The organism is Mycobacterium sp. 1164985.4 (assembly GCF_001668575.1).
Taxonomy (GTDB): Bacteria; Actinomycetota; Actinomycetes; order Mycobacteriales; family Mycobacteriaceae; genus Mycobacterium.
In genome coordinates this window covers 1-24,124 of the sequence record NZ_LZMD01000027.1, presented here as the reverse complement: position 1 = coordinate 24,124, position 24,124 = coordinate 1, and the positions used below count along the sequence as shown (strand labels likewise).

General features: G+C 67.8%; 28 protein-coding genes and 2 pseudogenes. 19 read left to right on the top strand and 11 right to left on the bottom strand.

What is annotated here, in order from left to right; translation table 11 throughout:
- The first annotated feature begins 20 nt into the window (after window positions 1-20).
- From A5650_RS03605 to A5650_RS03595, 3 genes are read left to right on the top strand one after another with little or no spacing between them, the layout of a single operon-like run.
- Window positions 21-377, top strand: coding sequence for a Rieske (2Fe-2S) protein (locus A5650_RS03605; RefSeq protein WP_067286371.1), 357 nt, complete (start codon window positions 21-23; stop codon window positions 375-377).
- On the top strand, window positions 374-1,429 hold the full coding sequence (locus A5650_RS03600) for an amidohydrolase family protein (RefSeq protein WP_067286369.1): 1,056 nt from the start codon (window positions 374-376) through the stop codon (window positions 1,427-1,429). The genes A5650_RS03605 and A5650_RS03600 overlap by 4 nt, the downstream gene beginning before the upstream one ends.
- Entirely contained in the window at window positions 1,426-2,556 is a 1,131-nt protein-coding gene (locus tag A5650_RS03595) for an amidohydrolase family protein (RefSeq protein ID WP_067286366.1), read from the top strand. Before A5650_RS03600 ends, A5650_RS03595 begins: the two co-directional genes overlap by 4 nt.
- Here A5650_RS03595 and A5650_RS03590 read toward each other — a convergent pair.
- Window positions 2,543-3,268, bottom strand: a complete 726-nt coding sequence (locus A5650_RS03590) for an SDR family NAD(P)-dependent oxidoreductase (protein ID WP_067286364.1) — start codon at window positions 3,266-3,268, stop codon at window positions 2,543-2,545. The two genes, A5650_RS03595 and A5650_RS03590, sit on opposite strands and share 14 nt — an antisense overlap.
- A gap of 10 nt (window positions 3,269-3,278) precedes the next feature.
- Window positions 3,279-4,088 carry a FadR/GntR family transcriptional regulator gene (locus A5650_RS03585; RefSeq protein ID WP_067286361.1) on the bottom strand — a complete coding sequence of 270 codons (810 nt, stop codon included), beginning with the start codon at window positions 4,086-4,088 and terminating at the stop codon, window positions 3,279-3,281.
- A gap of 91 nt (window positions 4,089-4,179) precedes the next feature.
- Here A5650_RS03585 and A5650_RS03580 point away from each other — a divergent pair, with 91 nt between their 5' ends.
- On the top strand, window positions 4,180-6,489 hold the full coding sequence (locus tag A5650_RS03580) for a CaiB/BaiF CoA-transferase family protein (RefSeq protein WP_067286359.1): 2,310 nt from the start codon (window positions 4,180-4,182) through the stop codon (window positions 6,487-6,489).
- A gap of 3 nt (window positions 6,490-6,492) precedes the next feature.
- Here A5650_RS03580 and A5650_RS03575 read toward each other — a convergent pair whose 3' ends face one another.
- Window positions 6,493-7,734, bottom strand: a complete 1,242-nt coding sequence (locus A5650_RS03575) for a cytochrome P450 (protein ID WP_067286357.1) — start codon at window positions 7,732-7,734, stop codon at window positions 6,493-6,495.
- Between the two features lie 104 nt (window positions 7,735-7,838).
- Here A5650_RS03575 and A5650_RS03570 point away from each other — a divergent pair, with 104 nt between their 5' ends.
- The 5 genes from A5650_RS03570 to A5650_RS03550 are packed head-to-tail and all read left to right on the top strand — an operon-like array spanning window position 7,839 to window position 11,925.
- Window positions 7,839-8,954 carry an aromatic ring-hydroxylating oxygenase subunit alpha gene (locus tag A5650_RS03570; RefSeq protein WP_067286354.1) on the top strand — a complete coding sequence of 372 codons (1,116 nt, stop codon included), beginning with the start codon at window positions 7,839-7,841 and terminating at the stop codon, window positions 8,952-8,954.
- The gene (locus A5650_RS03565) at window positions 8,954-10,555 is read left to right on the top strand and encodes an AMP-binding protein (RefSeq protein ID WP_067286352.1); all 1,602 of its coding nucleotides are present in this window, start codon (window positions 8,954-8,956) and stop codon (window positions 10,553-10,555) included. The genes A5650_RS03570 and A5650_RS03565 overlap by 1 nt, the downstream gene beginning before the upstream one ends.
- Window positions 10,556-10,565: 10 nt before the next feature.
- A complete protein-coding gene (locus A5650_RS03560; protein ID WP_067286350.1) occupies window positions 10,566-10,979 on the top strand; it encodes a nuclear transport factor 2 family protein in 414 nt (137 codons plus the stop codon).
- 53 nt (window positions 10,980-11,032) lie between these two features.
- Window positions 11,033-11,506: an FAS1-like dehydratase domain-containing protein gene (locus A5650_RS03555; RefSeq protein WP_067286415.1), complete on the top strand. Its 474-nt coding sequence runs from the start codon at window positions 11,033-11,035 to the stop codon at window positions 11,504-11,506.
- Window positions 11,503-11,925: a MaoC/PaaZ C-terminal domain-containing protein gene (locus A5650_RS03550; protein ID WP_231992520.1), complete on the top strand. Its 423-nt coding sequence runs from the start codon at window positions 11,503-11,505 to the stop codon at window positions 11,923-11,925. The genes A5650_RS03555 and A5650_RS03550 overlap by 4 nt, the downstream gene beginning before the upstream one ends.
- On the opposite strand, the gene A5650_RS03545 is transcribed toward A5650_RS03550, so the two are convergent.
- Window positions 11,917-13,374 (bottom strand): aldehyde dehydrogenase, encoded by a 1,458-nt coding sequence (locus tag A5650_RS03545; protein WP_067286348.1) that lies wholly within the window; start codon window positions 13,372-13,374, stop codon window positions 11,917-11,919. The two genes, A5650_RS03550 and A5650_RS03545, sit on opposite strands and share 9 nt — an antisense overlap.
- Before the next feature lie 255 nt (window positions 13,375-13,629).
- Between A5650_RS03545 and A5650_RS03540 the strand changes: the two genes are divergently transcribed.
- Window positions 13,630-14,631, top strand: coding sequence for an esterase family protein (locus A5650_RS03540; protein ID WP_067286345.1), 1,002 nt, complete (start codon window positions 13,630-13,632; stop codon window positions 14,629-14,631).
- A gap of 31 nt (window positions 14,632-14,662) precedes the next feature.
- Window positions 14,663-15,109 (top strand): SRPBCC family protein, encoded by a 447-nt coding sequence (locus tag A5650_RS03535; protein ID WP_067286342.1) that lies wholly within the window; start codon window positions 14,663-14,665, stop codon window positions 15,107-15,109.
- Here A5650_RS03535 and A5650_RS03530 read toward each other — a convergent pair.
- Entirely contained in the window at window positions 15,106-15,525 is a 420-nt protein-coding gene (locus A5650_RS03530) for an Rv0313 family protein (RefSeq protein WP_067286340.1), read from the bottom strand. The two genes, A5650_RS03535 and A5650_RS03530, sit on opposite strands and share 4 nt — an antisense overlap.
- A gap of 108 nt (window positions 15,526-15,633) precedes the next feature.
- On the opposite strand from A5650_RS03530, the gene A5650_RS03525 reads away from it, so the two are divergent.
- From A5650_RS03525 to A5650_RS03505, 5 genes are all read left to right on the top strand, one after another.
- Window positions 15,634-16,437, top strand: coding sequence for a nuclear transport factor 2 family protein (locus tag A5650_RS03525; RefSeq protein WP_067286338.1), 804 nt, complete (start codon window positions 15,634-15,636; stop codon window positions 16,435-16,437).
- Between the two features lie 46 nt (window positions 16,438-16,483).
- On the top strand, window positions 16,484-16,921 hold the full coding sequence (locus tag A5650_RS03520) for a hypothetical protein (protein ID WP_067286335.1): 438 nt from the start codon (window positions 16,484-16,486) through the stop codon (window positions 16,919-16,921).
- A complete protein-coding gene (locus tag A5650_RS03515; RefSeq protein ID WP_067286333.1) occupies window positions 16,918-17,100 on the top strand; it encodes a hypothetical protein in 183 nt (60 codons plus the stop codon). The genes A5650_RS03520 and A5650_RS03515 overlap by 4 nt, the downstream gene beginning before the upstream one ends.
- A gap of 120 nt (window positions 17,101-17,220) precedes the next feature.
- Entirely contained in the window at window positions 17,221-17,802 is a 582-nt protein-coding gene (locus A5650_RS03510; RefSeq protein ID WP_197500586.1) for a hypothetical protein, read from the top strand.
- Window positions 17,803-17,827: 25 nt separating this feature from the next.
- On the top strand, window positions 17,828-18,193 hold the full coding sequence (locus A5650_RS03505; RefSeq protein WP_067286330.1) for a DUF732 domain-containing protein: 366 nt from the start codon (window positions 17,828-17,830) through the stop codon (window positions 18,191-18,193).
- On the opposite strand, the gene A5650_RS03500 is transcribed toward A5650_RS03505, so the two are convergent.
- The 4 genes from A5650_RS03500 to A5650_RS03485 all read right to left on the bottom strand — a co-directional run bounded on the left by A5650_RS03500 (window position 18,190) and on the right by A5650_RS03485 (window position 21,301).
- On the bottom strand, window positions 18,190-18,960 hold the full coding sequence (locus tag A5650_RS03500) for an SGNH/GDSL hydrolase family protein (protein ID WP_067286328.1): 771 nt from the start codon (window positions 18,958-18,960) through the stop codon (window positions 18,190-18,192). The two genes, A5650_RS03505 and A5650_RS03500, sit on opposite strands and share 4 nt — an antisense overlap.
- A gap of 11 nt (window positions 18,961-18,971) precedes the next feature.
- Window positions 18,972-19,922, bottom strand: a complete 951-nt coding sequence (locus A5650_RS03495) for an ankyrin repeat domain-containing protein (RefSeq protein ID WP_067286411.1) — start codon at window positions 19,920-19,922, stop codon at window positions 18,972-18,974.
- Between the two features lie 73 nt (window positions 19,923-19,995).
- Window positions 19,996-20,301: a hypothetical protein gene (locus tag A5650_RS03490; RefSeq protein WP_067286325.1), complete on the bottom strand. Its 306-nt coding sequence runs from the start codon at window positions 20,299-20,301 to the stop codon at window positions 19,996-19,998.
- A gap of 187 nt (window positions 20,302-20,488) precedes the next feature.
- Window positions 20,489-21,301 (bottom strand): hypothetical protein, encoded by an 813-nt coding sequence (locus A5650_RS03485; protein WP_067286323.1) that lies wholly within the window; start codon window positions 21,299-21,301, stop codon window positions 20,489-20,491.
- A 44-nt stretch (window positions 21,302-21,345) separates the two neighbouring features.
- On the opposite strand from A5650_RS03485, the gene A5650_RS03480 reads away from it, so the two are divergent.
- The 3 genes from A5650_RS03480 to A5650_RS03470 are packed head-to-tail and all read left to right on the top strand — an operon-like array spanning window position 21,346 to window position 23,422.
- Window positions 21,346-22,656 carry an NAD(P)/FAD-dependent oxidoreductase gene (locus tag A5650_RS03480; RefSeq protein WP_067286321.1) on the top strand — a complete coding sequence of 437 codons (1,311 nt, stop codon included), beginning with the start codon at window positions 21,346-21,348 and terminating at the stop codon, window positions 22,654-22,656.
- A gap of 33 nt (window positions 22,657-22,689) precedes the next feature.
- Window positions 22,690-22,881: a hypothetical protein gene (locus tag A5650_RS03475; protein ID WP_067084514.1), complete on the top strand. Its 192-nt coding sequence runs from the start codon at window positions 22,690-22,692 to the stop codon at window positions 22,879-22,881.
- Window positions 22,882-22,930: 49 nt separating this feature from the next.
- Window positions 22,931-23,422, top strand: a complete 492-nt coding sequence (locus tag A5650_RS03470; RefSeq protein WP_067286319.1) for an NUDIX hydrolase — start codon at window positions 22,931-22,933, stop codon at window positions 23,420-23,422.
- Between the two features lie 70 nt (window positions 23,423-23,492).
- Here the strand turns inward: A5650_RS03470 and A5650_RS27260 are convergent.
- Both A5650_RS27260 and A5650_RS03460 read right to left on the bottom strand, forming a co-directional pair.
- Window positions 23,493-23,834 (bottom strand): annotated as a pseudogene (locus A5650_RS27260) (nuclear transport factor 2 family protein); the annotation flags it as partial.
- A pseudogene (locus A5650_RS03460) lies at window positions 23,834-24,124 on the bottom strand (LLM class F420-dependent oxidoreductase); the annotation flags it as partial. The pseudogenes A5650_RS27260 and A5650_RS03460, both read right to left, overlap by 1 nt.

Sequence of the window (24,124 nt, the reverse complement as noted above, 5' to 3'; positions counted from 1 at the left end):
AACCGAGGGGACGTGACGTGATGCGGCGCCGACCGGTGTGTGCCATCGAGGACCTGCCGCCGGGCAGCATGAAATTGGTGCAGGCGGGCAAGTTCGGCGTGGGCGTGTACAACATCGACGGGTCCGTGTACGCGATCGCCAACTACTGCGCACACGAGGGCGCCCCGCTGTGCGCGGGGTACGTTCGGGGCACCACCGAGTACGCACCCGAACTTCCGGATCGGGTTCGTCATGTGCGTACCGGTCGCATCGTCCGATGCCCCTGGCATCAATGGGAATTCGACATCCCGACCGGTGTCAACCTCGCCGATCCCAGCAAGCGGGTACGCACCTATGAGGTCGAGATCGCCGACGGACAGGTGTACCTGACCGCATGACCGTCATCGACGCATCCGTGCAGCCCCACTTCCGGAACAACGCCGAGATCCGGCGCTACCTGGCCGACCCGCACAAGCTCCGCGCCGTCCCCGACGTCGAGCAGCAGTGGTATCAGGCGCCGGGAGGCGATTACCGGGCGGACCTGTACAGCGACGGCTACCCGGGGTCCGATCCCGATATCGTGGCGCGTCACCTGTTCGACGAGGGCGGGGCGGACTACGCCGTCCTCAATCCGTTGACCAGAGGCAACATCGCCGACTACCTGCTCAACAGCCGTATCTGCGCCGCTGTCAACGACTGGCTGCTCGACCGCTGGCTCGAACCCGACAGCACCGACCGGTTCCGTGGCACCATCCGGGTCAACCCCGAGGACGTCAGGGGCGCGGTCGCCGAAATCGAACGGTTGGCGAACCATCCGAAGATGGTTCAGGTCGGTGTGCCGCTGCAATCGCGCGAGCCCTATGGCAAGCCGATGTTCGAGCCGATCTGGGAGTCCGCCGCAGCGCACGGACTTCCGGTCGCGGTACATGTCAACGGCGGCAACGGCGTCGACCACGCGCCGACGTTCGCGGGGCACGCCCACACCTATCCCGGTTACGCATCGTTCATGCCGCTCAACGGTTTCGTGCATCTTGCCACGCTGATCATCGAGGGCACATTCGGCAGGCACGCCGGGCTGAGGTTCGTGTTCGCCGATGGTGGTTACGACATCCTGACGCCGCTGATGTGGCGGCTCGACACATTCTGGATGTCGATGCGCGACCAGACACCGTGGGTGGACCGCTATCCCAGCGAGTACCTGCGCGACCATGTGCGGTTCTGCACGTCGGCACTCGACGGTCCGACCGACGCGGGCCACGCCGAGCGGTGGATGGACTTCACCGACAAGGCGGATCTGGTGATGTACGGGTCGGGCTATCCGCACTGGTCCACGACGACACCGGCGGACGCGGTGCGCGGGTTGAACGACCGACAGTCCGAGAAGGTGTTGTGGCGCAACGCCAGCGAACTGTACGCGCTGGATGCTCCGATGGAGGTGAGCGCTTCGTGACAACCGTCGAGTCGGCCCGACAGGATTCCGCCGCGGACATCGCGGTCACGATCGTCGACACCGACGTGCACCCGATGCCCGTCTCGGTCGACGAGCTCAAAAACTACGCCCCGGTGGCGTGGCGAGACACGGTCTGGCCGACGGGCAACGCCGTGTCACCGGTGCCGCACTTCTACGACACTCCCGATTCGTTCAAGACCAACTCGCTACGCGTCGACGCCAAACCACCCGGCGGAGGGGTGCCGGGCAGTGACCCCGAGTTCGCCGCCAAGCAGCTGTTGGTAGACGCGGGCGTGAGTATCGCTGTGCTGGAACCGATGTGCGACGCGCAACTACCGCAGGCCGAACACATCCTGAAGGCCACCTACAACGACTGGCTGGCAGATGTGTGGCTGGGCCAGGCCAACTGGCACGGCCGTTGGCGCGGGGCCATCAGCGTCACCGCGCAGGACCCGTACGCGGCCGCCACCGAGATCGAACGCTGGGCCGGGCATCCTTACCTGGCCGAGGTGTTGATCACGCCGCAGACCCGCGGAATTCCGTTCGGCAGCCCGCATTTCGACCCGCTCTACGAGACAGCGGCGCGCCACGGGTTGCCGGTCGCCACGCACTTGATGGGGCAGACGCCATTCGAGCTGATCCCGATCTATCCGGTCGGCAACCCGGCACACTGGCACGACTTCTTCGCGTCGTGGCCGTTGCTGTACGTATCGCATCTGATGAGCATGGTCTTCGACGGAGCGTTCGACCGCCATCCGGACCTTCGCGTGGTTTTCGTCGAAGGCGGCTTCACATGGGCGATGCCGGTGATGTGGCGAATGGACCGCATTTGGGAACAACGCCGATTTGACCTGCCGCACGTGAAGCGCCGACCGTCGGACTACGTTCGCGAACACGTGCGCTTCACCACGCAGCCGGTGGAGGAGGTCCATGTCGGTGTCTACCGCGAGTACCTCGAGATGATGGACCTCGGCGACAACCTGATGTTCTCGACCGACTATCCACACTGGAGTTATGACTCGCCGCAGTGGGCGATCCGCCGGTTTCCCGCGGATCAGCGCGAGCGGATCATGCGGGGCAACGCCACCGCTCTGTACGGCCTGCCGTCGACGGTCAAAGCGCTCTAGGCGCTTTCGCGCGACGTTGGGCTTCGAGCGGCACGATCGGCGGACGTGCGGACGGCCCCCTGGTGATCGCGTGCAACCGGATCTCCGGCAGATCGACGGACGGGTCGACGGTGTCGAGCCATGCCACCGCGTCGGCGACATCGGCAGCGCGGATCGTGTACATCTCGAACGGAACGTCTTGCAGCATCTCGGTCTCGACCGGCCCGGGTGTGACGACGTGTACGTTGATCCCGTCGCGGTCGACCTCCTGCGCCAGTGCGCCGGCGAACGCGTTCATCCCCGCCTTCGCCGCCGAATAGGCGGTGCGGGCCCGCATCGGCTCGTGCGCGGCCGACGAGGAGATGAACACGAATCGGGAACCGGCCCGCATCCGCGGCAGGGCGGCCGACGTCACCACGAAGCAGGAGTCCAGATTCGCCGACATGGTCGCGCGCCACTGCTCGAAAGTCTGCTTGCGGGCGTAGGTTCCACCGAGGATGCCCGAGGCGTGCACGAGCAGGTCGACGCTGCCCGCGGCCTCGACGGCGGGTTCGAAGCCCGACGGGACGCTCGCGTCGGCGACGACGTAGCGCGCACCCATCTCTTCGGCGGCCGCCCGCAGCGGCGCCTCCCGGCGTGCCGTCAACACCACGTCGTAGCCGAGCCCGGCGAGCTTGCGGCCGCACGCCATGCCGATGCCGCCGCTGCCGCCGGTGATCAAAGCCGTTCGCACATCGCGCCTCTCAACGCTTGCGCTGCGCCAGCGCCTGTGGCGACAGGGCGACGATCCGCTGTTCGGGCTCACCTGCCAACAAGTAAGTCTGTGTGTCGGCGACGTGGCGGGCGGCCAGTTTGCGAGCGCGTTCGCTGTCCCCGGCCTCGATGGCGTCGGTGATCTTCGTGTGCACGCTCAGCGCGATCCGGCGCCGCTTGGTCGACGGGTACTCGCCTTTGGCTGCGGTTTCGTTGGCCCACCAGTTCAGGTGGCCGGTCCACAGCGTTTCCAGGGCGCCCACCACCGCGACCATGGTGTGGTTGCCGCAGCCGCGGACGATCTCATCATGAAACTGCCCACCGATCTCGGTGAACCGCGCGCCATCCTCGATGTGTTTCTCCATCGCGGCGTTGAACTCTCGCAGCTTGGGAACGAGCGTCTTCGCGCGATCCGGTCGGCGCGCGGCCAGTGCCGCGCACATCGGATCGAGTTCCTGCAGTGCGGTTCCCAGGTCGGCCAGCGGGACATAGTCGCTCTGCAGCAACAGACCGAGCATGTAGGCGGCGTTGGCCTTCGCGGGCGCATGGACGACGGCGCCGCCGCGGTTACCCCGCCGCACCGAGACCAACCCCTCGGTTTCGAGGATTCGCAACGCTTCTCGTAACGACACCAGGCTGACGTTGAACTGCTCGACGAGCACTTCCTGGCGGGGCAGCAAATCACCGTCGTTGAGTTCACCTTCGATGATCTGGCGGCGCAGTTCGTCGGCCACGATCTCGGCCGTGCGGCGCGCCCCCAGCCGGCGACGTGCCTCGGGGCCGATTCCCAGTGTTGTCATGTCTTAGCAATATTAACAGTGATAGCACCGCCACCAGCGGCCTCGTTTCTGCCAATAATTACTAAGATGGCAGCGAAAGCGGGAGGTGTGCGTGGGCGACGGTGCGAGTGGTTCGGTGCCCACCCCGTTGCACGATGTGCGAGTCGTCGAGATCAGCGACCGTATCGCCGGAGCCTACTGCGGCAAGCTGCTGACCGACGCGGGCGCCCAAGTGATCAAGGTGGAACCCCCCGACGGTGACATCCTGCGCGAGTTCACGGCCACCGGGGGTGAACTCGACGCGGGCGCCGACGCGCCCCTGTTCAGCTATCTCAATGCGGGAAAACGCAGTGTCACAAGCATTTCCGATGATCTATTGCGAGCTGCCGACATCGTCGTCGTGACGGCCGACCAGTCCACCGCCCGGCGGCACGGCGTCGACCCTTCCGGCCTGCTGGCGGCCGCGCCCGGGTGCATCGTCGTCTCGATCTCGGACTTCGGTTGGAGCGGGCCATGGTCGCAGCGGCCCGCCACCGAATTCACGCTGCAGGCCGACTCGGGGCTGACCGGTTTCCGCGGCGATCCCGCGGGCCCGCCCATATCCATCGGCGGGGAGCTGGGGGAGTACATGGGCGGGGTGTGGGCCGCCTACGGTGCACTGGCCCTGCGGCGGCGCGTGCTCAACGGCGGTTCCGGCGGCCATCTCGACATGTCGATGCTCGAGGCGATCACGCTGATGCAGAGCGGGGAGTGGCTGCATTCGGCGCTGCTGCGAGTCCCGCCGGTGCGGCGATCGGTGGAGGTGCCGTCGATCGAACCGGCCAAGGACGGTTACGTCGGTATCAGCATGGTGACGGGGCAGCAGTGGCTGGACTTCGCCGCGATGGTCGACTGCCAGGAGTTGACCGACGTTCCGCAGTTGCAGTTCCAGATCGGCCGGTGGGACTACCGGGACTGGATTCGCGAACGCATCGACCCGTGGATGCGGGAGCGGAGCGTCGCCGAGATCGTCGAACTCGGACAACTGTTTCGGCTGCCGCTGGCGCCGCTGGGCAACGGCGCGACGATCCCGTCGATGGATCACCTTCGCGAGCGCGGCGTCTACGTCGACAATCCGGCCGACTTCCGCCAGCCGCGGCCTCCATGGCTGATGTCGCAGGCGCGTCCTGCCCCGGTGCGCACCGCGCCCGCGGTCGGCGAGGCCGACGGCGAGTCGCTCTGGGCGCCACGGCCATTCACCTCGAATCGGGATACGACCGGGGACATGCCGCTCGCGGGCGTCCGCGTCGTCGACTTCACCGCGTTCTGGGCGGGCCCCGCGGCCACCCATTCGCTGGCCGCGTTCGGCGCCGACGTCATCAAGGTCGAATCGATCCAGCGTCCCGACGGCATCCGGTACTCGGGCGGGATGCGAAAGGACGTCGAGGACTGGTGGGAGTACGGCTGGGTGTTCCACGCGATGAACACCAACAAGCGCTCGGTGACTCTCGACCTGCAATCCGACGAAGGACTTCGGCTGGTGCGCCGCCTGATCGAAAAGGCCGACGTCGTAGTGGAGAACTTCTCCCCGCGGGTGATGGAGCAATTCGGCCTGGGTGCGCGGGCTCTGCTCGATCTCAACCCGCGCCTGGTCGTGGTCCGGATGCCGGCGTTCGGATTGACCGGCCCCTGGCGCGACCGCGTCGGTTTCGCTCCGACCATGGAGCAGATTGCCGGGCTGGCCTGGGTGACCGGGTTACCCGACGGCCCGCCTATCACCCCGCGCGGTGCCTGCGATCCCCTCGCCGGCGCGCATGCCGCCTTCGCGACGCTCGCGGCACTCGAGTGCACCGACCGCACGGGTCGAGGGCAACTCGTCGAGGTCCCGATGATCGAGGCGGTGTTGAACGTCACGGCCGTCCAGACCATCGAATACGAGGTGTTCGGGCGGGTGATGGAGCGCCGCGGGAACCGGGGGCGCGGGGACGTCTTGCAGGACGTCTATCGCTGTGCGGGGGAGGACGATTGGGTTGCGGTGGCCGCGCACACCGAGGCCGAGCGTGCGGCACTGGCCGATGTCACCGGCGGTGCCTCCATCGAGGGTTGGCTCGCCACTCGCGACGCCCGGGCCGCCGCCGACGAGCTGACACGAGCCGGTGTGCCCGCCGCGGTGGTGGTGTCGCCCTCGCTCGTCACCTCGAACCCGCAACTACGACACCGCGGGTTCTTCGAACGTCTGGACCATTCGAGCACGGGGCAGAACCTCTATCCGTGCCCGCCGTTCGCCCGGCTGCCCGGCAGCCCGCGCTGGCTGAGACGCCCGCCCCCGACGCTGGGTGAGCACAATGCCGAGGTTCTCACCACAATGTGCGGGCTGACCGAGAGTGACCTGGACCGGCTCGAAAACCAGGGCGTCATCGGATCCCGACCGAAGGGGCTCTAGAACTCAGCGGCCGCGCAACGAGATCGGCATCGCGTGGAAGATCGTCATGTTGTTCGTCAGGTTCGGGTAGGCGACCTCGACGGGACCGAGCTCGATGTCTTGCGCGCGGCACAACACCTCGTCGAGCACGGCGCGGATCTCCGCGCGCGCGAGCATCGCCCCGAGACAGTGGTGTGGTCCGCCACCGCCGAACGCCACGTGAGGGTTGTCCGTGCGGCCGATGTCGAACGTGAACGGGTCGGTGAACACGTCCTCGTCGCGGTTGGCCGACCGCAGCATCGACACCACGCGCTCACCGCGCGGGATCGTGACGCCGTCGATCTCGACGTCGGCCTTGGTGACCCGGCTCCAGAACGCCACCGGCGTCGACCACCGCAGCACCTCCTCGACCGCCGTCTGACGCACGGACGGATCGGTGCGATAGCGCTCGATCTGCGCCGGATTGTCGACGAACGCCCGAATCCCGTACGCCAGAGCGTTCTTCGTCGTGTCGCTACCCGCGAAGGCGATGACGAAGAAGAAGATGTCGAGTTCGGCGGCGGGAATCGACAGTTGCTCACCGTTCTCGTCGGTGACGACCGCGGTGGCCAGCGTGCTCCAGATGTCGTCGGCGGGATGCAGGCGTTTCTCGGCGGTCAGCTCTGCGGCATAGGTGAAGATCTTGCCGAACAGTTCGAGATGTCTGTGTTCGGCTTCCCCGCCCGACCCCGCCGAGTTCGCCTGCAGGATGAGATCGAAGGTGTCGAAGATCTCCGGCCTGTCCTGTTCGGGTATCCCGACGATGTCCCCGATCACCGACATGGGCAACGCGTCGGCGACGTCTTCGATCCAGTCGCCCCCGCCGGACTCGAGGAGGTGGTCGATCATCGCCGCGGCGCGCCGGCGAATGTCGTGTTCGAGCTTCGCGATCGCCTTCGGAGTGAACGCATGCGACATCACCCGGCGCCGCTTAAGGAGATCGGGCGGGTCCATGTTGATGATCGTCGGGAACGAACCCACCGCGCCCACGCCTTGGATCAGGGGACCCTCGGCGGCGGTGAACGATTCGGTGTCGCGGTGTATCCAGTGCGCGTGGGGGACCTTGGTGGTCACCCAGAAGTCGTGTTTGAGCGTCGCCGCGACCCGGTCGGTGAGGCCGTGCCGGAAGATCGGACGCTCCCGGCGCAGCTGGGCGAACAGTTCGTCGGGAAAGCCGTTCTGCCACAACGCCGGATCCGAGAGGTCGACCGGAGTCGTCGTCGGCATGTGGTTCCCTTTCGCCGTTCTTGACCCAGAATGCCTAAAATAGTAAAAATAGGCAACGGACAGCGCCGCTGACGTCGGCTGGTGCGTGCGCGAACGGAGTTGCGATGACGGACATGGTCGACGATCCCGGCCTCGATCCGTCGGAGCGCGAGTTCGGGCCCGGCGGTATCAGCCTGTCGAAGTACCGCTTCCCGACGGGTTGGTTCATCGTCGGGTTCTCCTCCGAACTGGACGCGGGTCAGGTCAAGCGGGCCCACTACTTCGGCGAGGAATTGGTGATCTTCCGGACCCGGTCGGGCCGGGTCAACGTGCTCGACGCCTATTGTCAACACCTGGGCGCGAACATGGGCGTCGGCGGCACTGTCGAGGGTGAGCACATCGTCTGCCCGTGGCACGGTTGGCACTGGACCGGCGAGGGCACCAACGCCCTGATCCCGTACAGCAAGATCGGCTGCAAACAGAACGTGCGGATCAAGCGGTACCCCAGCACCGAGTGGTACGGCTTCATCCTGGTCTGGCATGAGCGGCACGGGCGCGCCCCGTACTGGCAGCCGCCGGTGCTGCCCGAACTCGAGACAGACGAGTACTACCCGCTGCACCCGCACACCCGGATGGTCAACCGGGTCAAGGTGCACGCTCAGATGATCATCGAGAACGCGGCGGACCCGTACCACGTGCAGTATGTGCACAAGGCCGCGAACCCGGCCAACACGGCGTCGTTCGAAGTGTCGGGTTACCACCTGCACGCGACGGTGAACGCGAATTTCGGTGGCGGACGGGCGAAGACGTGGCTCACCCCCAACGGGCCCGTCGACGCGAAGATCATCTACGACAATTACTCGCTGGGCCTCGGCGTGGTGCGCTTCCCCTCGGAGTTGGTCGCCACCGTTCAGGTGACGGGCCAGACGCCGGTCGACGAGGACTACACCGACTACTTCTACACCCAGGCGTCGATCCGCGAACCCGGCGACCGCGGTGACAAGCCGACCGGCCGGGCCGCGAAGTTCTTGCAGTTGCAGCAGGAGGTCATCAAGCAGGACTTCTTCACCTGGGAGAACATGAAATACCTGGAGAAGCCCAACCTCGCGCCGGAGGAGGCCCGTGACTACGCCGCGCTGCGACGCTGGGCACACCGCTTCTATCCCGGCGCCGAACCGGCGCCGACCAACTTCGGCTACACCGCCGCCGGCGAGCCCGATCCCTCCGCCGCGGACGCTTGATGCCGCAGGATCGACCGTGGCGCGTCGAGCCGGCCACGTTCGGCGTCGAGCGCTTCACGGTCGCATCGGTTCTCGATCGACGTGCTGGACAGTTCGGCGACCGCACCATGCTGGTGATCGACGGCACGCCGATCACCTTCGCCGAGATGCGCGACCGGTCCTGCGCAGCCGCGGCGATGCTGGCCGACCGCGGCATCGGCCGGGGCGACACGGTGGTGCTGTTCGCGGGCACGTGCGCCCAATGGGTGTATTTCTGGCTCGGCGCAGCCCGCCTCGGCGCGGTGAGCGCGGCGGTCAACGCGGCCAACAAGGGCGACTTTCTGGCCGGCGCGCTCAACGTGTCGCGGGCGAAGCTCGTGGTGACCGACGATGAGAGGCGCGAGCGGCTGACCGAGGTCGCCGAGCGGCTCGACTCTCCGGCGGCGACCCTCCTGCTCGATGATTCGGTTGCCGCGGATCTGAGCGCCGCGCAGCCCCGCACTGTCCCGTCGGTGGACACCGACGCCGACGAGGTCGGCGCGCTGTTCTTCACCTCCGGCACCACCGGTCCTTCGAAGGCGGTCGCGACGACGTGGCACTACCTGTTCGTCGCGGCGGCCACCGCGGCGTCGGCGTGGGCGTACGGCCTGGGCGACGTGATCTGGACGGCGATGCCGTTGTTCCACCTCAGCGCGGCGCCGACGGTCCTGGCGCCGATGCTCGTCGGCGGGACCAGCGTGCTGGCGAGCGCATTCCACCCCGCAGACGTGTGGAACGAGTTAAGTGCTTGTGGCGCAGCGGGGTTCGTCGGCGCTGGCGCGATGGTGTCGATGTTGTGGAACCTGCCTCCGACACACCGCGACGGCCGGCTCGGTATCCGATTCGTCTCCGCCGCACCCATTCCGGCCGAGCTGTACCGCGCGATCGAGGAGCGGTACCGCTGCCGCGTGGTGACGATGTACGGACTGACCGAGGCGTTCCCGATCGCCTACAAGGCGGTTTCGGACGACGGCGTGCCGGGTACGTCAGGACAAGTCAACCCGGCCTTCGAGGTGCGCATCGTCGACGGGGACGGTCGTCCCGTGGCCGCTGGTGTGACAGGTGAGATCGCGTGCCGGCCGCGGACTGCGCATGTCATGAGCGAGGGGTATGTGTCGTCCGCGCCTGGGCACCGCGGGCTGCCGATCGACCCCCACCCGGAGTGGTTCCGGACCGGAGACCTGGGTTTCCTCGACCACGACCAGAACCTGACCTTTGTCGACCGCGCCAAGGACTCGTTGCGCAGGCGCGGAGAGAACGTGTCGTCGGTGGAGGTCGAGCAGACCGTCGCACAACACCCGGCGGTCGCCGAGGCCGCCGCGGTCGCGGTGCCCAGCGAGCTGGGTGAGGACGACATCCTCGTCGTGGTGACCCTGCGCCCCGGTGCGACGATCGACTTCTGCGAGCTGCTCGACTTCTGCGCCGCACGCATGCCGTACTTCTGTGTGCCGCGGTATCTCGAGGTGCTCGACGAGATCCCGAAGACCGTCATCGGGCGGATTCGCAAAGACCTCCTGCGCCAGCGCGGCCTGAGCTCCGCGTCGTGGGATCGAGAAGCCAACGGCTACCTGCTGAATCGGTGAAGGAGTCACGATGCCTTTGAGCTACCAAGAGCAGTATGTGCTCGACGGACTGGCCGGGCGGGCGGCGATCCTCAACCTCGGCGCCAGGCACAACCGGTTGTTCACGAGTGGCGACCTGGCCGGTTGGCTCGCCACGTTCCGGCATTCCGGAGCGACATACACCGAGGGCGAGACGTCGTTCACCAATCTCGCCGACGCCTTTCACGGCGGCGACGGGCGCCGGTTGGTGACCGTCGATCACGACATCGCCGTCGACGGCGTCGACGCGACGCAGCACTGCGTCGCGCTGCTGTTACGCGACAACCAACTCGAGGCCGCGGGCAGCTACACGGACCGTCTTGTCTACGAGCGTGGGGGTTGGTACTTCGCCTCCCGCCGACTGGCCTGGGATGCGGTTCCTCGTGAGAGCGCGCTACCGGGGTGACCGGACCCGTCCGCTTCGAGGTCGCGTACGGCACATACGCCGACGCGCTGCAGATGGTGGGCACACGCACGGAGCCGAGATACGCGGGCACCGCGGTGAGCGCCTCCCGCATCCGGCACTTTGCCGCCGTGGTCCACGACTCGAATCCGTCCTACTGGGACGAGGACTTCGCCCGACACCAGTGGGGTGGTTTGCTCGCGCCACCGGGACTGCTGATGGGTTGGCTGATCCCACCACCGTGGCAGCCGAACGGTCAACCGCCCGTCGCCGCGATTGCGTTGCGCGTGCCGCTGCCCGGAACGACGTTCATCAACGCCGCCAATGAGGCCGAATTCCCCTGCACCATCGTCGAAGGTGACCGATTGAACGTCGTTGAGGAAGTCGCTTCGGTCTCCCCGCAGAAACGCACCCGCCTCGGGGTCGGACACTTCGTCGAGACGTGCGACGAATTCCGCCGCGACGACGGAACCCTGGTCGCGGTCAACCGCAACACCTTGTTCCGGTTCACTCCCGGGGAGCAGGGGTGAGGGCGGCCCCGCGCCTGCGTTGGGAGCAGGTCACGGTGCCGACGGACCTGCCCGAGGTGGTGGACGACATCGACTATGAACGCGTCGTGATGAATGCAGGCGCTACGTGGGATTACTTTCCCGCACATTACGATCCGCGTTACGCCCGCCAACACGGGCATCCGACGATCTTCGTCAACACCATGCACGTGGCCGGATTCGTCGACCGCGTCGCCACGGACTGGGCCGGCCCGTGCGCACGCGTGGTGCGGCGCAAGATCACCCTTCTCGGATCGATCTACGCCGGCGATTCGATGGTGGGCCGCGGCCGCGTCGTGGCCAAGCGCGACGGCCGCCTGGTGGATCTGACGGTCGCGGTGTCGAATCAGCGCGGTGAGCTGTGCTGCCCCGCCGAGGTCACGCTCGATCTGTCAGGTTAAGTCCGGCAGCCTGTCCGCGCTGACGGTCGTCTGCAACTCGACGTACTCGGAGAGTCCCTCGGTGCCGAACTCGCGACCGATGCCGGACTGCTTGAACCCGCCGAACGGCATCGTCGTGTCGAGGGTGTACATGTTGATTCCGTAGGTGCCGGTGCGGATCTCGGCGGCCACCTCCAGACCGTGCGCCACGTCGGCCGTCCAGACCGAGCCCGCCAATCCGTACTCGCTGTCGTTGGCGATGCGGATCGCGTCGCGCTCGTCGGAGTATTTGAGCACGGTCAGCACGGGCCCGAAGATCTCCTCACGGGCGATGCGCATGTCGTTGGTCGCGTCGGCGAACAGCGTCGGCTGGACATACCATCCGCGGTCGAACGGTTTGTCCGTGCCGCCCAGCACCTTTCGCGCCCCGTCGGCCAGTCCGGCCTCGATGTAGCCCTGCACCCGCTGTTGCTGGCGCTGCGCCACCAGTGGGCCGATGTCGGTGGCCTCGTCGGCCGGATCGCCGACCTGAAGGCCCGACATCATCGCGGCCAGAGCATCCACCACCTCGTCGTGGCGGCGGTCGCTCACCAGGATCCGCGTCTGCGCGACGCACGCCTGTCCGTTGTTCATCAGGCTGGCGGTCTTCAGATGCCCTACGGTGCGCTCGATGTCGGCGTCGTCGAGGATGATGGCCGCCGACTTACCGCCCAACTCGAGGCTGACGCGTTTGAGCTGCTCCCCGCACACGGCGGCGATGTGCCGTCCGGTGGCCGACGAGCCGGTGAAGGAGATCTTGTCCACACCCGGGTGGCGTACAAGTCGCTCACCGGTGTCGCGGCCGCCCGGGAGGATGGAGACGACGCCCTCGGGCAGATCGACCTCTTCGATCATCTCCGCCAGCCACATCGCGTCGATGGGTGTCTCGGGCGCTGGCTTCACCACGACGGTGCAGCCCGCGATGAGCGCGGGAATCATCTTGGGCATGATCAGGAACTGGGGGACGTTCCACGGCACGATCGCGCCGACGACACCGACCGGGGCACGCCGGATCTGGACGTCACCGAACAGGCCGGGCCGCCGCTCGATCCAGGGAAAGTCCCGCGCGGTGGCCGAGATCAGATGCATCTGGGCGAGCGCACCGGTCGCCTGCCCCAACCTGCTGAAGCTGCGCGGCGAGCCCATCTCGGCGGTGATGAGGTCGGCCATCTCGTCGGTCTCGGCGGCGTAGACCGCCGCGAGCTTGTCGATCTTGTCCATGCGCTCTTCGACGCTCATTCGCGGCCACGGGCCCTCGTCGAACGCCTTTCGCGCGGCCGCAACGGCACGGTCGACGTCCTCGGGTGCGGCCCCCGGAGTCACGCCGATCTGCTCTTCGGTATGCGGCGATATGACCGCGATACGTTCCTCGGTGGCCGGCGACTCCCATTGACCACCGATGAAAAGCCGTTCGTACGTCAGCGATCTCACGACGGTGCCTCCTCGTCGACGAACCAATTCGGCCCGCGAGCCACGTCATGGCCACACCGCGTGCCCGCTAAGGTCGCTATTAGTGCAAACATAACAAAGAAGACCTCTGAAATGGGCGCGCGATCGAACGCCCGCAGACTCGATGTGGTCCGCAGGACCTCCGCCCCTCGACCTCCGCTGGGTGCATTGTTGCGAAAACCGCTGGTGAGGCGGTTTCGGGGCGTATCGTCCGGTCAGGGACGAGGGAGGTCGCCGATGTCGCGTATCAAATGGCCGTCGTGGAAACGGATGACGCGATGGGGCGCCGCCACCGCGGCCGCCGCGCTGCTGCCCGCGCTGGTCGGGGGAGGGTCAAGCCCTGTCGCACAGGCCTTTTCGAGCCCGAACCTGCCCATTGAACAGCTGGAAGTGCCGTCGGCGGCGATGAACCGCACCGTGCGCGTCGAATTCCTCTCCGCCGGTACCGACTCACCCGCGCTTTATCTGCTCGACAGCATGGAGGCCGGCGACGATCTCAACGGGTGGGACATCAACACCCAGGCCTTCGACTGGTACAACGGCTCGGGCATCTCCGTGGTGATGCCCGTCGGCGGCAAGTCGAGCTTCTACTCCGACTGGTATGCACCGGCGGTCGGCAACGGCGGGACCTACACCTACAAGTGGGAGACCTTCCTGGGCCAGGAGCTGCCGGCATGGCTGGCCGCCAACAAGGGGGTACGGCCGACGCGAAACGCGGTGGTGGGCTTCTCGATGGGCGGTTCGGCGGCGTTGATATTGGCGGCCTACCACCCACAGCTGTTCAGCTACGCCGGATCGCTTTCGGGCTTCCTGAACCTGTCGGCGCCGAACGGACCGGGCCAGGTCAGGGTGGCTCAGATGTGGAACGGCGGCTTCGACCCCACCGCGATGTGGGGACCGCCCGGCGATCCGGCATGGGCCCGCAACGACCCCACCGTGCAGGCAGGCCGGCTCGCCGCCAACGGCACCCGCGTCTGGATCTACTGCGGCAACGGCACACTCACCAACCCCGCGCTCGCCAGCCCCGACGCACCCATCGCCGGGCTGGGCTTTCTCGAGGGTTTCGCGATCGACTCCAACCGGGCCTTCGTCGACGCCTACATCGCCGCCGGCGGAAGCAACGGTGTCTTCAACTTCCCCGAAGGCATCCACAGCTGGGGTTACGCGGGCCAGCAGCTACTACAGATGAAACCCGATGTCCAGCGAGTCCTGGAGGCCCAGCCTGCCAACGAACGGTGAAGCGGTGCAACGTGATCGGCCCACCTGGCTGATGTCCTCCACGCACCGGAGCCTGTCCGAGGACATACCCGCACCGCCCGCAGACGTCCGCGCCTTCTACGTCGACTTCGACAACCTCTCCGCGATACACCCGCTCGTCGTATCGGTGCGGTCAGCGGGCCGCACGCCGTACGTGCAGGGCTATCAACAGGATTACCGAATCGTCGACCGAATCCGGATGGGGCCGTTCACGATGCGCACGGCGTACCGGGCGCGCTTGAGCGTTCCTCCGGCCGGAGACGTGACGGCGGAGGCGCGGCAATTCCCCGGCGTGCGCCTGCGCACGAGAGTCGAGTTCGTTGCGACCGACGCCGGCACTCGAGTGACCGAACACATCACGGTCGACGCCCCTCGCCCCTTGGCGGCATTCACCGTCCGCGAGGCGACGAGCGCGCATCGCGAGATGCTCGCGGGTATCCGACGCCGCTTCGAGAACTAACCCTCGTCGGACGCCGGGGGGTCCGGGGCCGGATCCGTGTGGTTTGCGTCGAGCACGCTGACCGCGATGCCGTACGGCAGGAACCGCACCTTGCGCGAAGGGTCGGTGTTGTTCTTGTTCGCCCGCAGCGCGTCCAGCTCCGTCGGATAGACCTGCTCGATGTGGGCACCGCCGTCGGCGTCCACCGTGTAGATCGCCCACACCCCGTCACCGGTCTCCCCCGTGGTCTCCGGTTCGCGCCGCGGCCGCGACGAGCGGGTGAACTCGTCGACCAGGTTGGCCCACCCGGCGCGCTCTCCCGAGGTGCTGAAGAACCTGCCGAGGCCGTCGAGCGCATCGCGCAACCCCTCACCCGCCTCGCGGACGACGCGGTCGAATTCCTCCGGGTCGAACCCGAACGGGCCATTGCTGCTCATGCTGTTCCTCCTCGGCGCCCGGCACACCTCTGCGGGGCAATAAATCCAGTGTGCCCGCCGGTGGGGAAGTAGTCGACTGAAGCGATCGCGAGGTGGTAGGCAACCTGTATGGCCATCTCACCGGCGGACGCGCTGGCCGCGGTCGAGCGGTCCCCGGCCGCCGTCGCGGTGCACGACCGCGACGCCTGGGTGGGTGCCTTCACCTTCGACGGCGTCGTCGAAGACCCGGTCGGTTCGCAACCGCACCGCGGCACCACCGCGCTCATGCGCTTCTACGACACGTTCGTCGGCCCGCGCGACATCGCCTTCCATCGTGACGTCGACATCGTCGTCGGCGCCACCGTGATCCGCGATCTGGAACTCGAAGTGCAGATGGCGGCGGGGCTGACCCTGCGGATCCCGACCTATCTGCGCTACCACCTCGAGGATGATGCGGGAGAGCTGAAAATCGCTGAGCTGTCGGCTTATTGGGAGCTTCCGACCATGGTCGGGCAGTTTCTCAAGGGTGGAGTCCGCGCGGTACCCGCCGGGCTCCAGCTGTCTCGGGGACTGCTGATCAACCAGGGGGTGGTCGGTGCGCTCGGCTTCCTCGGCGGCTTTCGCGGGGTCGGCCCGGCCGGCAAGCGACGCTTCGACGAGTTCCTCGCCGCCGCCCACACCGGTGACGAGGTCGGGGTGCGTCGCTGGTTGAGTGGCGGCACGAGGATCACCGCCGGTGACCATGCCCCGATGGCCAGCACCGAACTGCTGTCCCGGCTGACCGGCGCCCGTTCGCGCAAACTGATCGCCGCCGGCCACAGCCTGGTCTGCGGCGTCGAAGCCGCAGGCGCGCGCGATGTACTCATCGCCGATGTTGCGGCGAAGCCGTTCGCGATCAGGCGAATCCGCTACTACGCCGCGACCGGGGGCTGAACCACCGAAACGTTTCGCCCCAACGAGCGGGGGCAACCCGGCAACTATGCGACACACTGATTCACGCGAGATCGCGACCGCGGGTGTAGTGGTGGCCGCGGTCCTGGCGTCCTGCCTGATCCTGCCCGCCATGGGCCACCTCGCGACACTCGACGGGACATGGACGGCCGCCGCGATCATGGGGGTACCGACCGTCGCGGTGCTGATCGTCACCGGCTACCGGCACTACGGGCCAGCCCGCAGCGTGGCCGTCGCGGTCGTGGTCATGGGCATCGCCATGATCGTCAGCTGGGTGTTCTCGGTCTTTGTGGTGGCCGCCGCGATGAGCGGCTCGGCCTCGACGCTGGCCATGGGGGTGGTGCTGTACGGGGTGCCCGCCCTGGTCGTCGCGCTGCTCGGGCTGCTGGCGCTCAAGGTGGTCCCGGCCCGTCGACCGTCGAGCACCCGTTTGGCCACACCCGCCGCGGGTAATCCGGCCGCATGACTCCGCGTGATGACGACGACAGCGAAGAGGGCGTCACCGACGACGACCACGTCGCGGCCTCCCGGGCCGGCAAGGACGGCGGCGGCGACGACGGCACCTACGTGGGCGAGACGTCCTCCGACGACGCGATCGACGCGGAGGAGAGCGGGGCCGAGGCGCGCAGCAACGACGGTCGCTGATCGGCCGCACACGGGATCGCGGAACGGTCGCGGAAACATCGCGAGAGGCTTACACGAGGTGTCTCGATTCGGTCGCGGCAGTCGCGTCGCGTGCGGCGCGCAGAGGGCACGTGAGACGGTATGAGCACCATGCCTGCCGACGACGAGATCACCGAGATCACCTACGAGGAATTCGGTCGCAGATTCTTCGAGGTCGCCGTGACCGAGGACCGCGTCGGTGATGCCATCGCCGACATCGCGGGTGACGAGTTCGAGATGGGGCCCATCGCTCAGGGCCCGGGCAAGATCGCGAAGGTCACCGCCAGGGTTCGGATCCAGAAACCGCGCCTGACCCGCCACGTCGGGCCGATGATCACTTTCGCCATCCGCATCCCGCTGGAGATCGACATGATGGTCGATCTGCGCATCGACAAGCCGAAGTTCATGGTGTTCGGCGAGATCGCCCTGCGCGCCACCGCACGGGCCGCCGAACCGCTGCTGCTGATTCTCGACGTCGAGAAGCCGCGGGCCTCCGATATCTCCATCCATGTGACGTCGAAATCGCTGCGCGGCGAGTTGGTCCGCATCCTCGGCGGCATCGACGCCGAGATCCGGCGGTTCATCGCCGCGCACGTTGCGGGGGAGATCGACAGTCCGGCCTCGCAGAAGGCCAAGGTCATCGACGTCGGGTCCACCATCGACACCGCCTGGACGGGCGTCTGAGGGGCCCGCAGCGTAGGATTCCCGGGTGCTTAGCAAACCCGTGTCGGCGCTCGCGCTGACCACCGGACTCCTCGCCGCGGCGGCCGTCGTCGCCGCGCCCGCCCAGGCAGACCCCGTCGACGACGCGTTCCTCAACGCGGTGACCGAGGCCGGGGTCGTCATGAGCGATCCGAGCAGCGCGGCCGCCGTCGGTCAGCAGGTGTGCCCGATGTTGGCCGACCCGGGCCAGAACGCCGCCGACGTCGCCGCCAAGGTCGCCGACATGGGCGGTATGTCCCTGGGACCGGCGACCATGTTCACCGGCATCGCGATCTCGATGTTCTGCCCCGCGATGGTGTCCTCGATCGCCGACGGACGGTCACCGATCCCGCTGCCGTTCCTCGGTATCTAGGCCGCCACACTCTGCAACCGCGGGCGTTTCGGTCCGAGGCCGTCTCCGGTCGAGCGGCCCCGAAGATGCCGCCAGAGCCACGGCAGCAGCATGTTCTGCGTCCACAGCAGCTGGGCGTAGGCCTGCGACCGCAGCGGGGGCCGACGCGCAGAATCCGACGACAGCGTCCAGTCGCGGTTGCTTCCGGGAAATCCCAGCGCCTCGGCCGCGGCGGCCGCGAACAGAACATGTCCCTTGGGCGAACCGTGCACGCGGTCGTCGCTCCAGGTGTCCACATCGGTCATCGACGGCGCCGCGAACAGGTCGACCAGCCGGAATCCGTGCCGGTCGGTCGCCGCCCGGATCGCGGCGTTGATCCGCTCCACCCGGCCGGCGATCACCCGCCCGATCGGCAGGATCCGGGCCAGGTCCGGAAAGGTGGTCGTCACGACGGTGGCGCCCGAGTCGGCGAGCCTGTCGTACAGCTCCTCCAATTCCGCGAGCGCCTGCGGGAAGTGCCGCCCCGGACGGGTGACGTCGTTCATCCCGATGCACACGGTGACGAGGTCCGGCCGCATGGCCAACGCCTGCGGCAACTGGTCGTCGAGCACGTCGCGAATCCGCCGTCCCCGCACCGCGAGGTTGGCGTACGCCAGGCCAGGGTGGTGGGTGTCGAGCATCGCGGCGAGGCGGTCGGCGAATCCGACGAGTTCACCGGAATCGTCGACGTCCCAGAGCCCCTCGGTCTGGCTGTCGCCGATCGCGACGTAGCGGGTGTAGCGAACCACGCTTCCGCACTCTAATGACGCAGGGCCGCGATCACCTGTTCGGCGCCGGCGCTCGCCGCGAGTTCCCGGTGTCGTTCGGTCACCCGGGCGCCGCCGGCGCGCAACACCTCGGCGACCTCGGCGGCGGCGCCGGCCTTGTGTGCGTCGAACCTCACCGCCGCCGTGACCCACCACGTCAGCAGGGTGTCCAGGCCGCGCGCGGGGTCGGCGCCGAGCTCGACGAGCGCCGCGACGGTGCGTGGCAGCAGGAGGCGCGTGGCCCGGTCGACGGGTTGGGTGCCGTCAGGCATCGCGGCGTCGACCGCCGCACCGGCCCGCGCCAGGGCGCGCACGATCTCCGGGTTGACGTTGTCGCCGTCGCCGCCGACGACGTGCATCGGCGTCGCACCGTCGGAGTCGATCAGCATCGGAGGCGCGCCGTTGACCAAGGCGTGGTTCAGCGCCACGGTGCGGCCCTCCCGCACGATCTCGTGCAGGATCGTGGTGTAGCGCTCGCCACGCGCCGACAGGTCGATGCGGCGGCCCGCGTCCGCGCCCGCATCGATCAGCGCCACCGCGATACCCGAACCCGGCGAGCGCACCGCATACCACAGCGGAGACGCGCCGCACGCGTCCACCGGATCGGGGTCCGCGCCCATCGCGAGCAGTTCGATCACCGCCGAGTCGCCGCGCTGGGCCCGGCGGAACAGGTCCAGGACGTCCGGGCGCAACGCCTCGGTCCATGCGGGAGGTTCGACGCCCAGTGCGGCCAGCACCTGCAGTGCGCCGGTGCGTCGCGGGCCCAGGTCGTACCAGGGCCATGGACCTTCGCCGCGGGTGACGAAATCCGCGACCCGCATGCGCGATTCGGTGACGTTCGACCGACCGCCCTGGTGATAGTCGGTGCGAAACACCAGATCGGCGCCGTCCGACGAGATGACGACGCACGCGGGCCCGTCCTGATAGCGGGCGAGTTCGGCCACAGCGAGGATTGTGCCCATACGCGAAGAGGGGCACCCGGCGCGGGTGCCCCTCTCGTGCCTGTCGCAGGACCGGCTACTTGACGTCTACGTAGACCGTGCGTTCCTCATAGGTGGTGTAGTTGTGGCTGCTGCCGATCACCGGCGAGCCCGCGTCGATTTTGGTATGGCTGGGGCCCTTGCGGACCGCGACCACCTGGGCCTCGCTGAGCGGGGCGGTGCCGACCTGGGTCACAATGACGGTGTAACCCTCGGACCTCAGCTGGTTGATGGTGTCCTGCGCGTTCGACGGCCCCGTCGGTGCGGCGGCAACAGGTGCGGCCAGCCCGATCAGGGCGGCGGCCAGTCCGCTCGCGACGGCCGCGATAGGTGTCCTTCTCATATCCGTGCCTCTTTCTGCTGTCCTCGAGCCGTTTAATGCGTTTTCCGAGAGGCCATTTCAGCTTCGAACGCATTCGCGTCGGCTCATCACGGGCAACGGCCGACCTACCGTTTTAATTCCCTGGCAGGAAGTTGCTCATGGTTGGCAGTTTTCAAGCGGCACAGAGTTGTTCGCTCGCAGCGGAACGTCAGAGCAAGCGGCCCAACCGGTTCAACTGTAGCGGGCGGCCCACCGCACTCAACTGACCGAGGATGTCCTCGAGCCGCGTGAGGGGAAGGTCCATCCGCCACTCCGCCACCGACGCCGACAGCCTGACAACCCCTGGCGCGAAACTGATTTCGGTGAGTCGCACGCCGTGCGGTAGTTCGGGCAGGCGGACCGGATAGGCGGGAGTACGGGCCGGCAGCGGGCACCGCGTGCGACCGAAGGTGAGGCAGCGCGGCTTCAGCCAGAGCGTCGACCCGTCCAAGCGGGCGTCGACCTCGACATGGCCGGCGCCGGGGCGGCGCGCCAGCCTCAGTCGTGCGACACCATCGGCGCCGATCGCGCCCGAGAGTCTGGGCGCCGCCCAGCGGAACACGTCGTCGAGCACAGGCGCCGGCACCTCCAGCGTCAGCTCGACCGGCGCGGCGACCAGGACCGGGGGAGCGGTGGGCCGGATGTGGACGTTGTGCAGCACCGCGGTCGCGTGGTCGAACTGCGCACCGTTCCACCGGATGTCGCGGGCCGCCAGCCGCACGTCGTTGAGTTGGCCGACCGACAACCCCCGGACGTCGAGGCGCGAGTCGAACTCGGTGACCGTCAGCCGCAGGTCGCCCTCGTCGAGCCTGACGCTGAGGCGCCTGCCGACCACGAGGCGGCGGACCGTCATGAACAGCGTGCGGTACGCCGCGGCCGCCCCGGTGCTGACCGGCGTCACCGCCGCCGACGACCACAACGCCGTCAGCATGTCGATGGGCCTGAAGGGATCGAATCGGCGCAGGGGTTCCGGGCGCGACATGCCTCCAGCATTCCCGTCCGGGCCGGTTCCGTACAGTCGGGCTCATGACCTCCGTGGTAATCGTCGGCAGCGGGTTCACCGGATTCGAATGCGCGCGCACACTGGCCCGAAAGTTCCGCAGACAAGGCTCCGACGTCGAGATCTCGATCATCTCGCCCGTCGACTACATGCTGTACACCCCGCTGCTGCCGGACGTCGCGGGCGGTCTGGTCGATGCCCGTTTCGTCGCGATTCCGCTGGCCAACGCGTTGCGCGGGGTGCAGGCGATCCGCGGCCGCGTCGACGAGGTCGACTTCGCCCAGCGCACCGTCACCTACACCGACCCCGAGGAACGGTCGCGAGCGCTGCCGTGGGACCGGCTGGTGCTGACGCCGGGTTCGGTCACCCGGCTGTTCGATGTGCCCGGCCTCGCCGAGCACGCCCGAGGCCTCAAGTCGACGGCCGAGGCGCTGTACCTGCGCGACCACCTACTCGAGCAGCTCGAACTGGCCGATGTCGACGACGACCCTGGGCGGCGCCAGGCGCGGCGCACGATCGTCGTGGTCGGCGCGTCCTACTCGGGGACGGAGCTCGCGGTGCAGCTGCGGGCGCTGGCCGATTCGGCCGCCAAGCAGATGGGCTTCGACCCGAGCGAGGTGAAGTTCCTACTGCTCGACCTCGCCGAGCAGGTGATGCCCGAGGTCGGGGAGAAGCTGGGTGCCGCCGCCCAGCGCGTGCTCAAGGCCCGCGGCATCGATGTGCGGCTCGGGGTCACGCTCAAGGAGGTGCACCCCGAACACGTTGTGCTCAGCGATGATTCGCTGGTCCGAACCCACACCGTGGCATGGGTGGCCGGGGTGACGGGTGCGCCGCTGATCGAGAAGTTGGGCCTGCCGACCGAGCGGGGCCGGCTGAAGGTGAACACCGAGCTCGAGGTACCGGGGCATCCCGGTGTCTTCGCCGCCGGTGACGCCGCCGCGGTGCCCGACGTCACCCAGCCAGGCAAGATCACCCCGCCGACCGCACAGCACGCCACCCGGCAGGGAAAGGTGTTGGCGCGCAACGTCGCGGCGAGCCTCGGCATCGGCAAGCCGAAGCGGTACAAGCACCGCAACATGGGGTTGGTGGTCGATCTCGGCCCGCGCAAGGCCGTGGCGAATCCGCTCAACATCCAGCTGTCGGGCTTCCCCGCCAAGGTCGTGACCCGCGCCTACCACGTGTACGCGATCCCGCGCTTCGTCAACCGCTGGGCGGTGGCCCTGGCGTACCTGACCGATCTGGCCTTCGACCGGTCGGTGGTCTCGTTCGGCCTGTCGTCGCAGGAAGACGCCCAGTTCTCGGCGAGCGAGGGCATTCCGATGCCTAAACCGGGCTGATTCAAACCCGGTGATCCGGGGAACTGTAGCGGCATGGCTACGTATCGCGTGTTGAATCCCAAAGGCGAGGTCGTCGACTCCAAGGACATCGAGAGCGCTGACGACGCCCACGCCTGGTTCGTCGACCAGAAAGCCGAGCCCGAACTCGGGTGGCGCATGGAGGTCAAGAACGACGACGGGGACTGGGACTTCTTCGACAGCAGCGAGGGTGACCGCAAGTACTGATGTTTTCTCGTTCCGCGGGTGACCGCCCGCGGATGGAGAGGATGGGGGAGTGCCGAAGCTCAGCGCGGGGCTGTTGGTCTACCGGGTGACCGGCGGGGTGGTCGAGGTTCTCATCGGCCACCCCGGCGGGCCGTTCTGGGCGCACAAGGACGAGGGAGCGTGGTCGATCCCCAAGGGCGAGTACGACGAGGGCGAAGACCCGTGGACCGTCGCGTGCCGAGAATTCGAAGAGGAGCTGGGTAAGCCGCCGCCGAGCGGTCCGCGCATCGAGTTCGCGCCCGTCAAGCAGCCCAGCGGCAAGATCATCACCGCGTTCGCGGTGCGCGGCGACCTCGACCTCGACGGCACGTTCTCCAACACGTTCACCCTGGAGTGGCCGAAGCATTCCGGCACGATCAAGGAGTTTCCCGAAATCGACCGGGCCGGTTGGTTTTCCGCGGCACAGGCTCGGTCCAAGCTGTTGAAGGGTCAGCGGATCCTGGTGGACCGTCTGATGGAGGTAATCGCAGACGACGAACTGGCCGAGTCTCGATCGCATTGATGGTCAGCGCGCGGCCGTGGATGCGCCAGCCCGCCCGCGTGCGCAGATATTCGTCGTCGTAGCGCAGGTGCCATACGAGATCCGAGGGTTGACCGTCGCTGATCGTCCAGTGATGGGCGATGCAGGTGATCCGGCCGAGCGCATAATCGCGTTCGTCGGCCGCGGCGTACACCTCGCCGACGATCGCATGTTCGGTCCTGGTCACGGCGGCCAGCGAGGCCATCGCCGCACGGACACCGTCGCGGCCGTGGTGGTTGCGCACGGGCTCCAACGATCGCGGAGGCTCGGGTAGCCGCAGTTCGGCGTTCTCGGTGAACAGCTCGGCGACGTCGTCGAACCGGCGGTCATCGACCGCGGAGGCGTAGATGTGCACGAGGTCGGCCAAGGCCAGCCGGTCGGCGGTGCGCAGCATCACGACGCCAGCCCCAGCCGCTGCGCGCACGCCGACAGCGCGTCGCGGGCTTCGTCGAGAGCGGTCGTCGGAGGCATGGCCAGGATCAGCCGGTCGGCGCCGAGCGCCTCGAGCTTGGCCGCCCGGTCGCCGTCGACCTTGGTGACGAGGTGTCCGAGCGAGAGCTCCAGCGCGTCGGGATCGCGCCCACACCGCTCGGCCTCCTCGCGCATCACGGCGACCAGTTCGGCCAGTTGGGCCCCGCCGACGCCGAGCGGCTGGAAGCCGTCGCCGAGCCTGCCCGCCCGCCT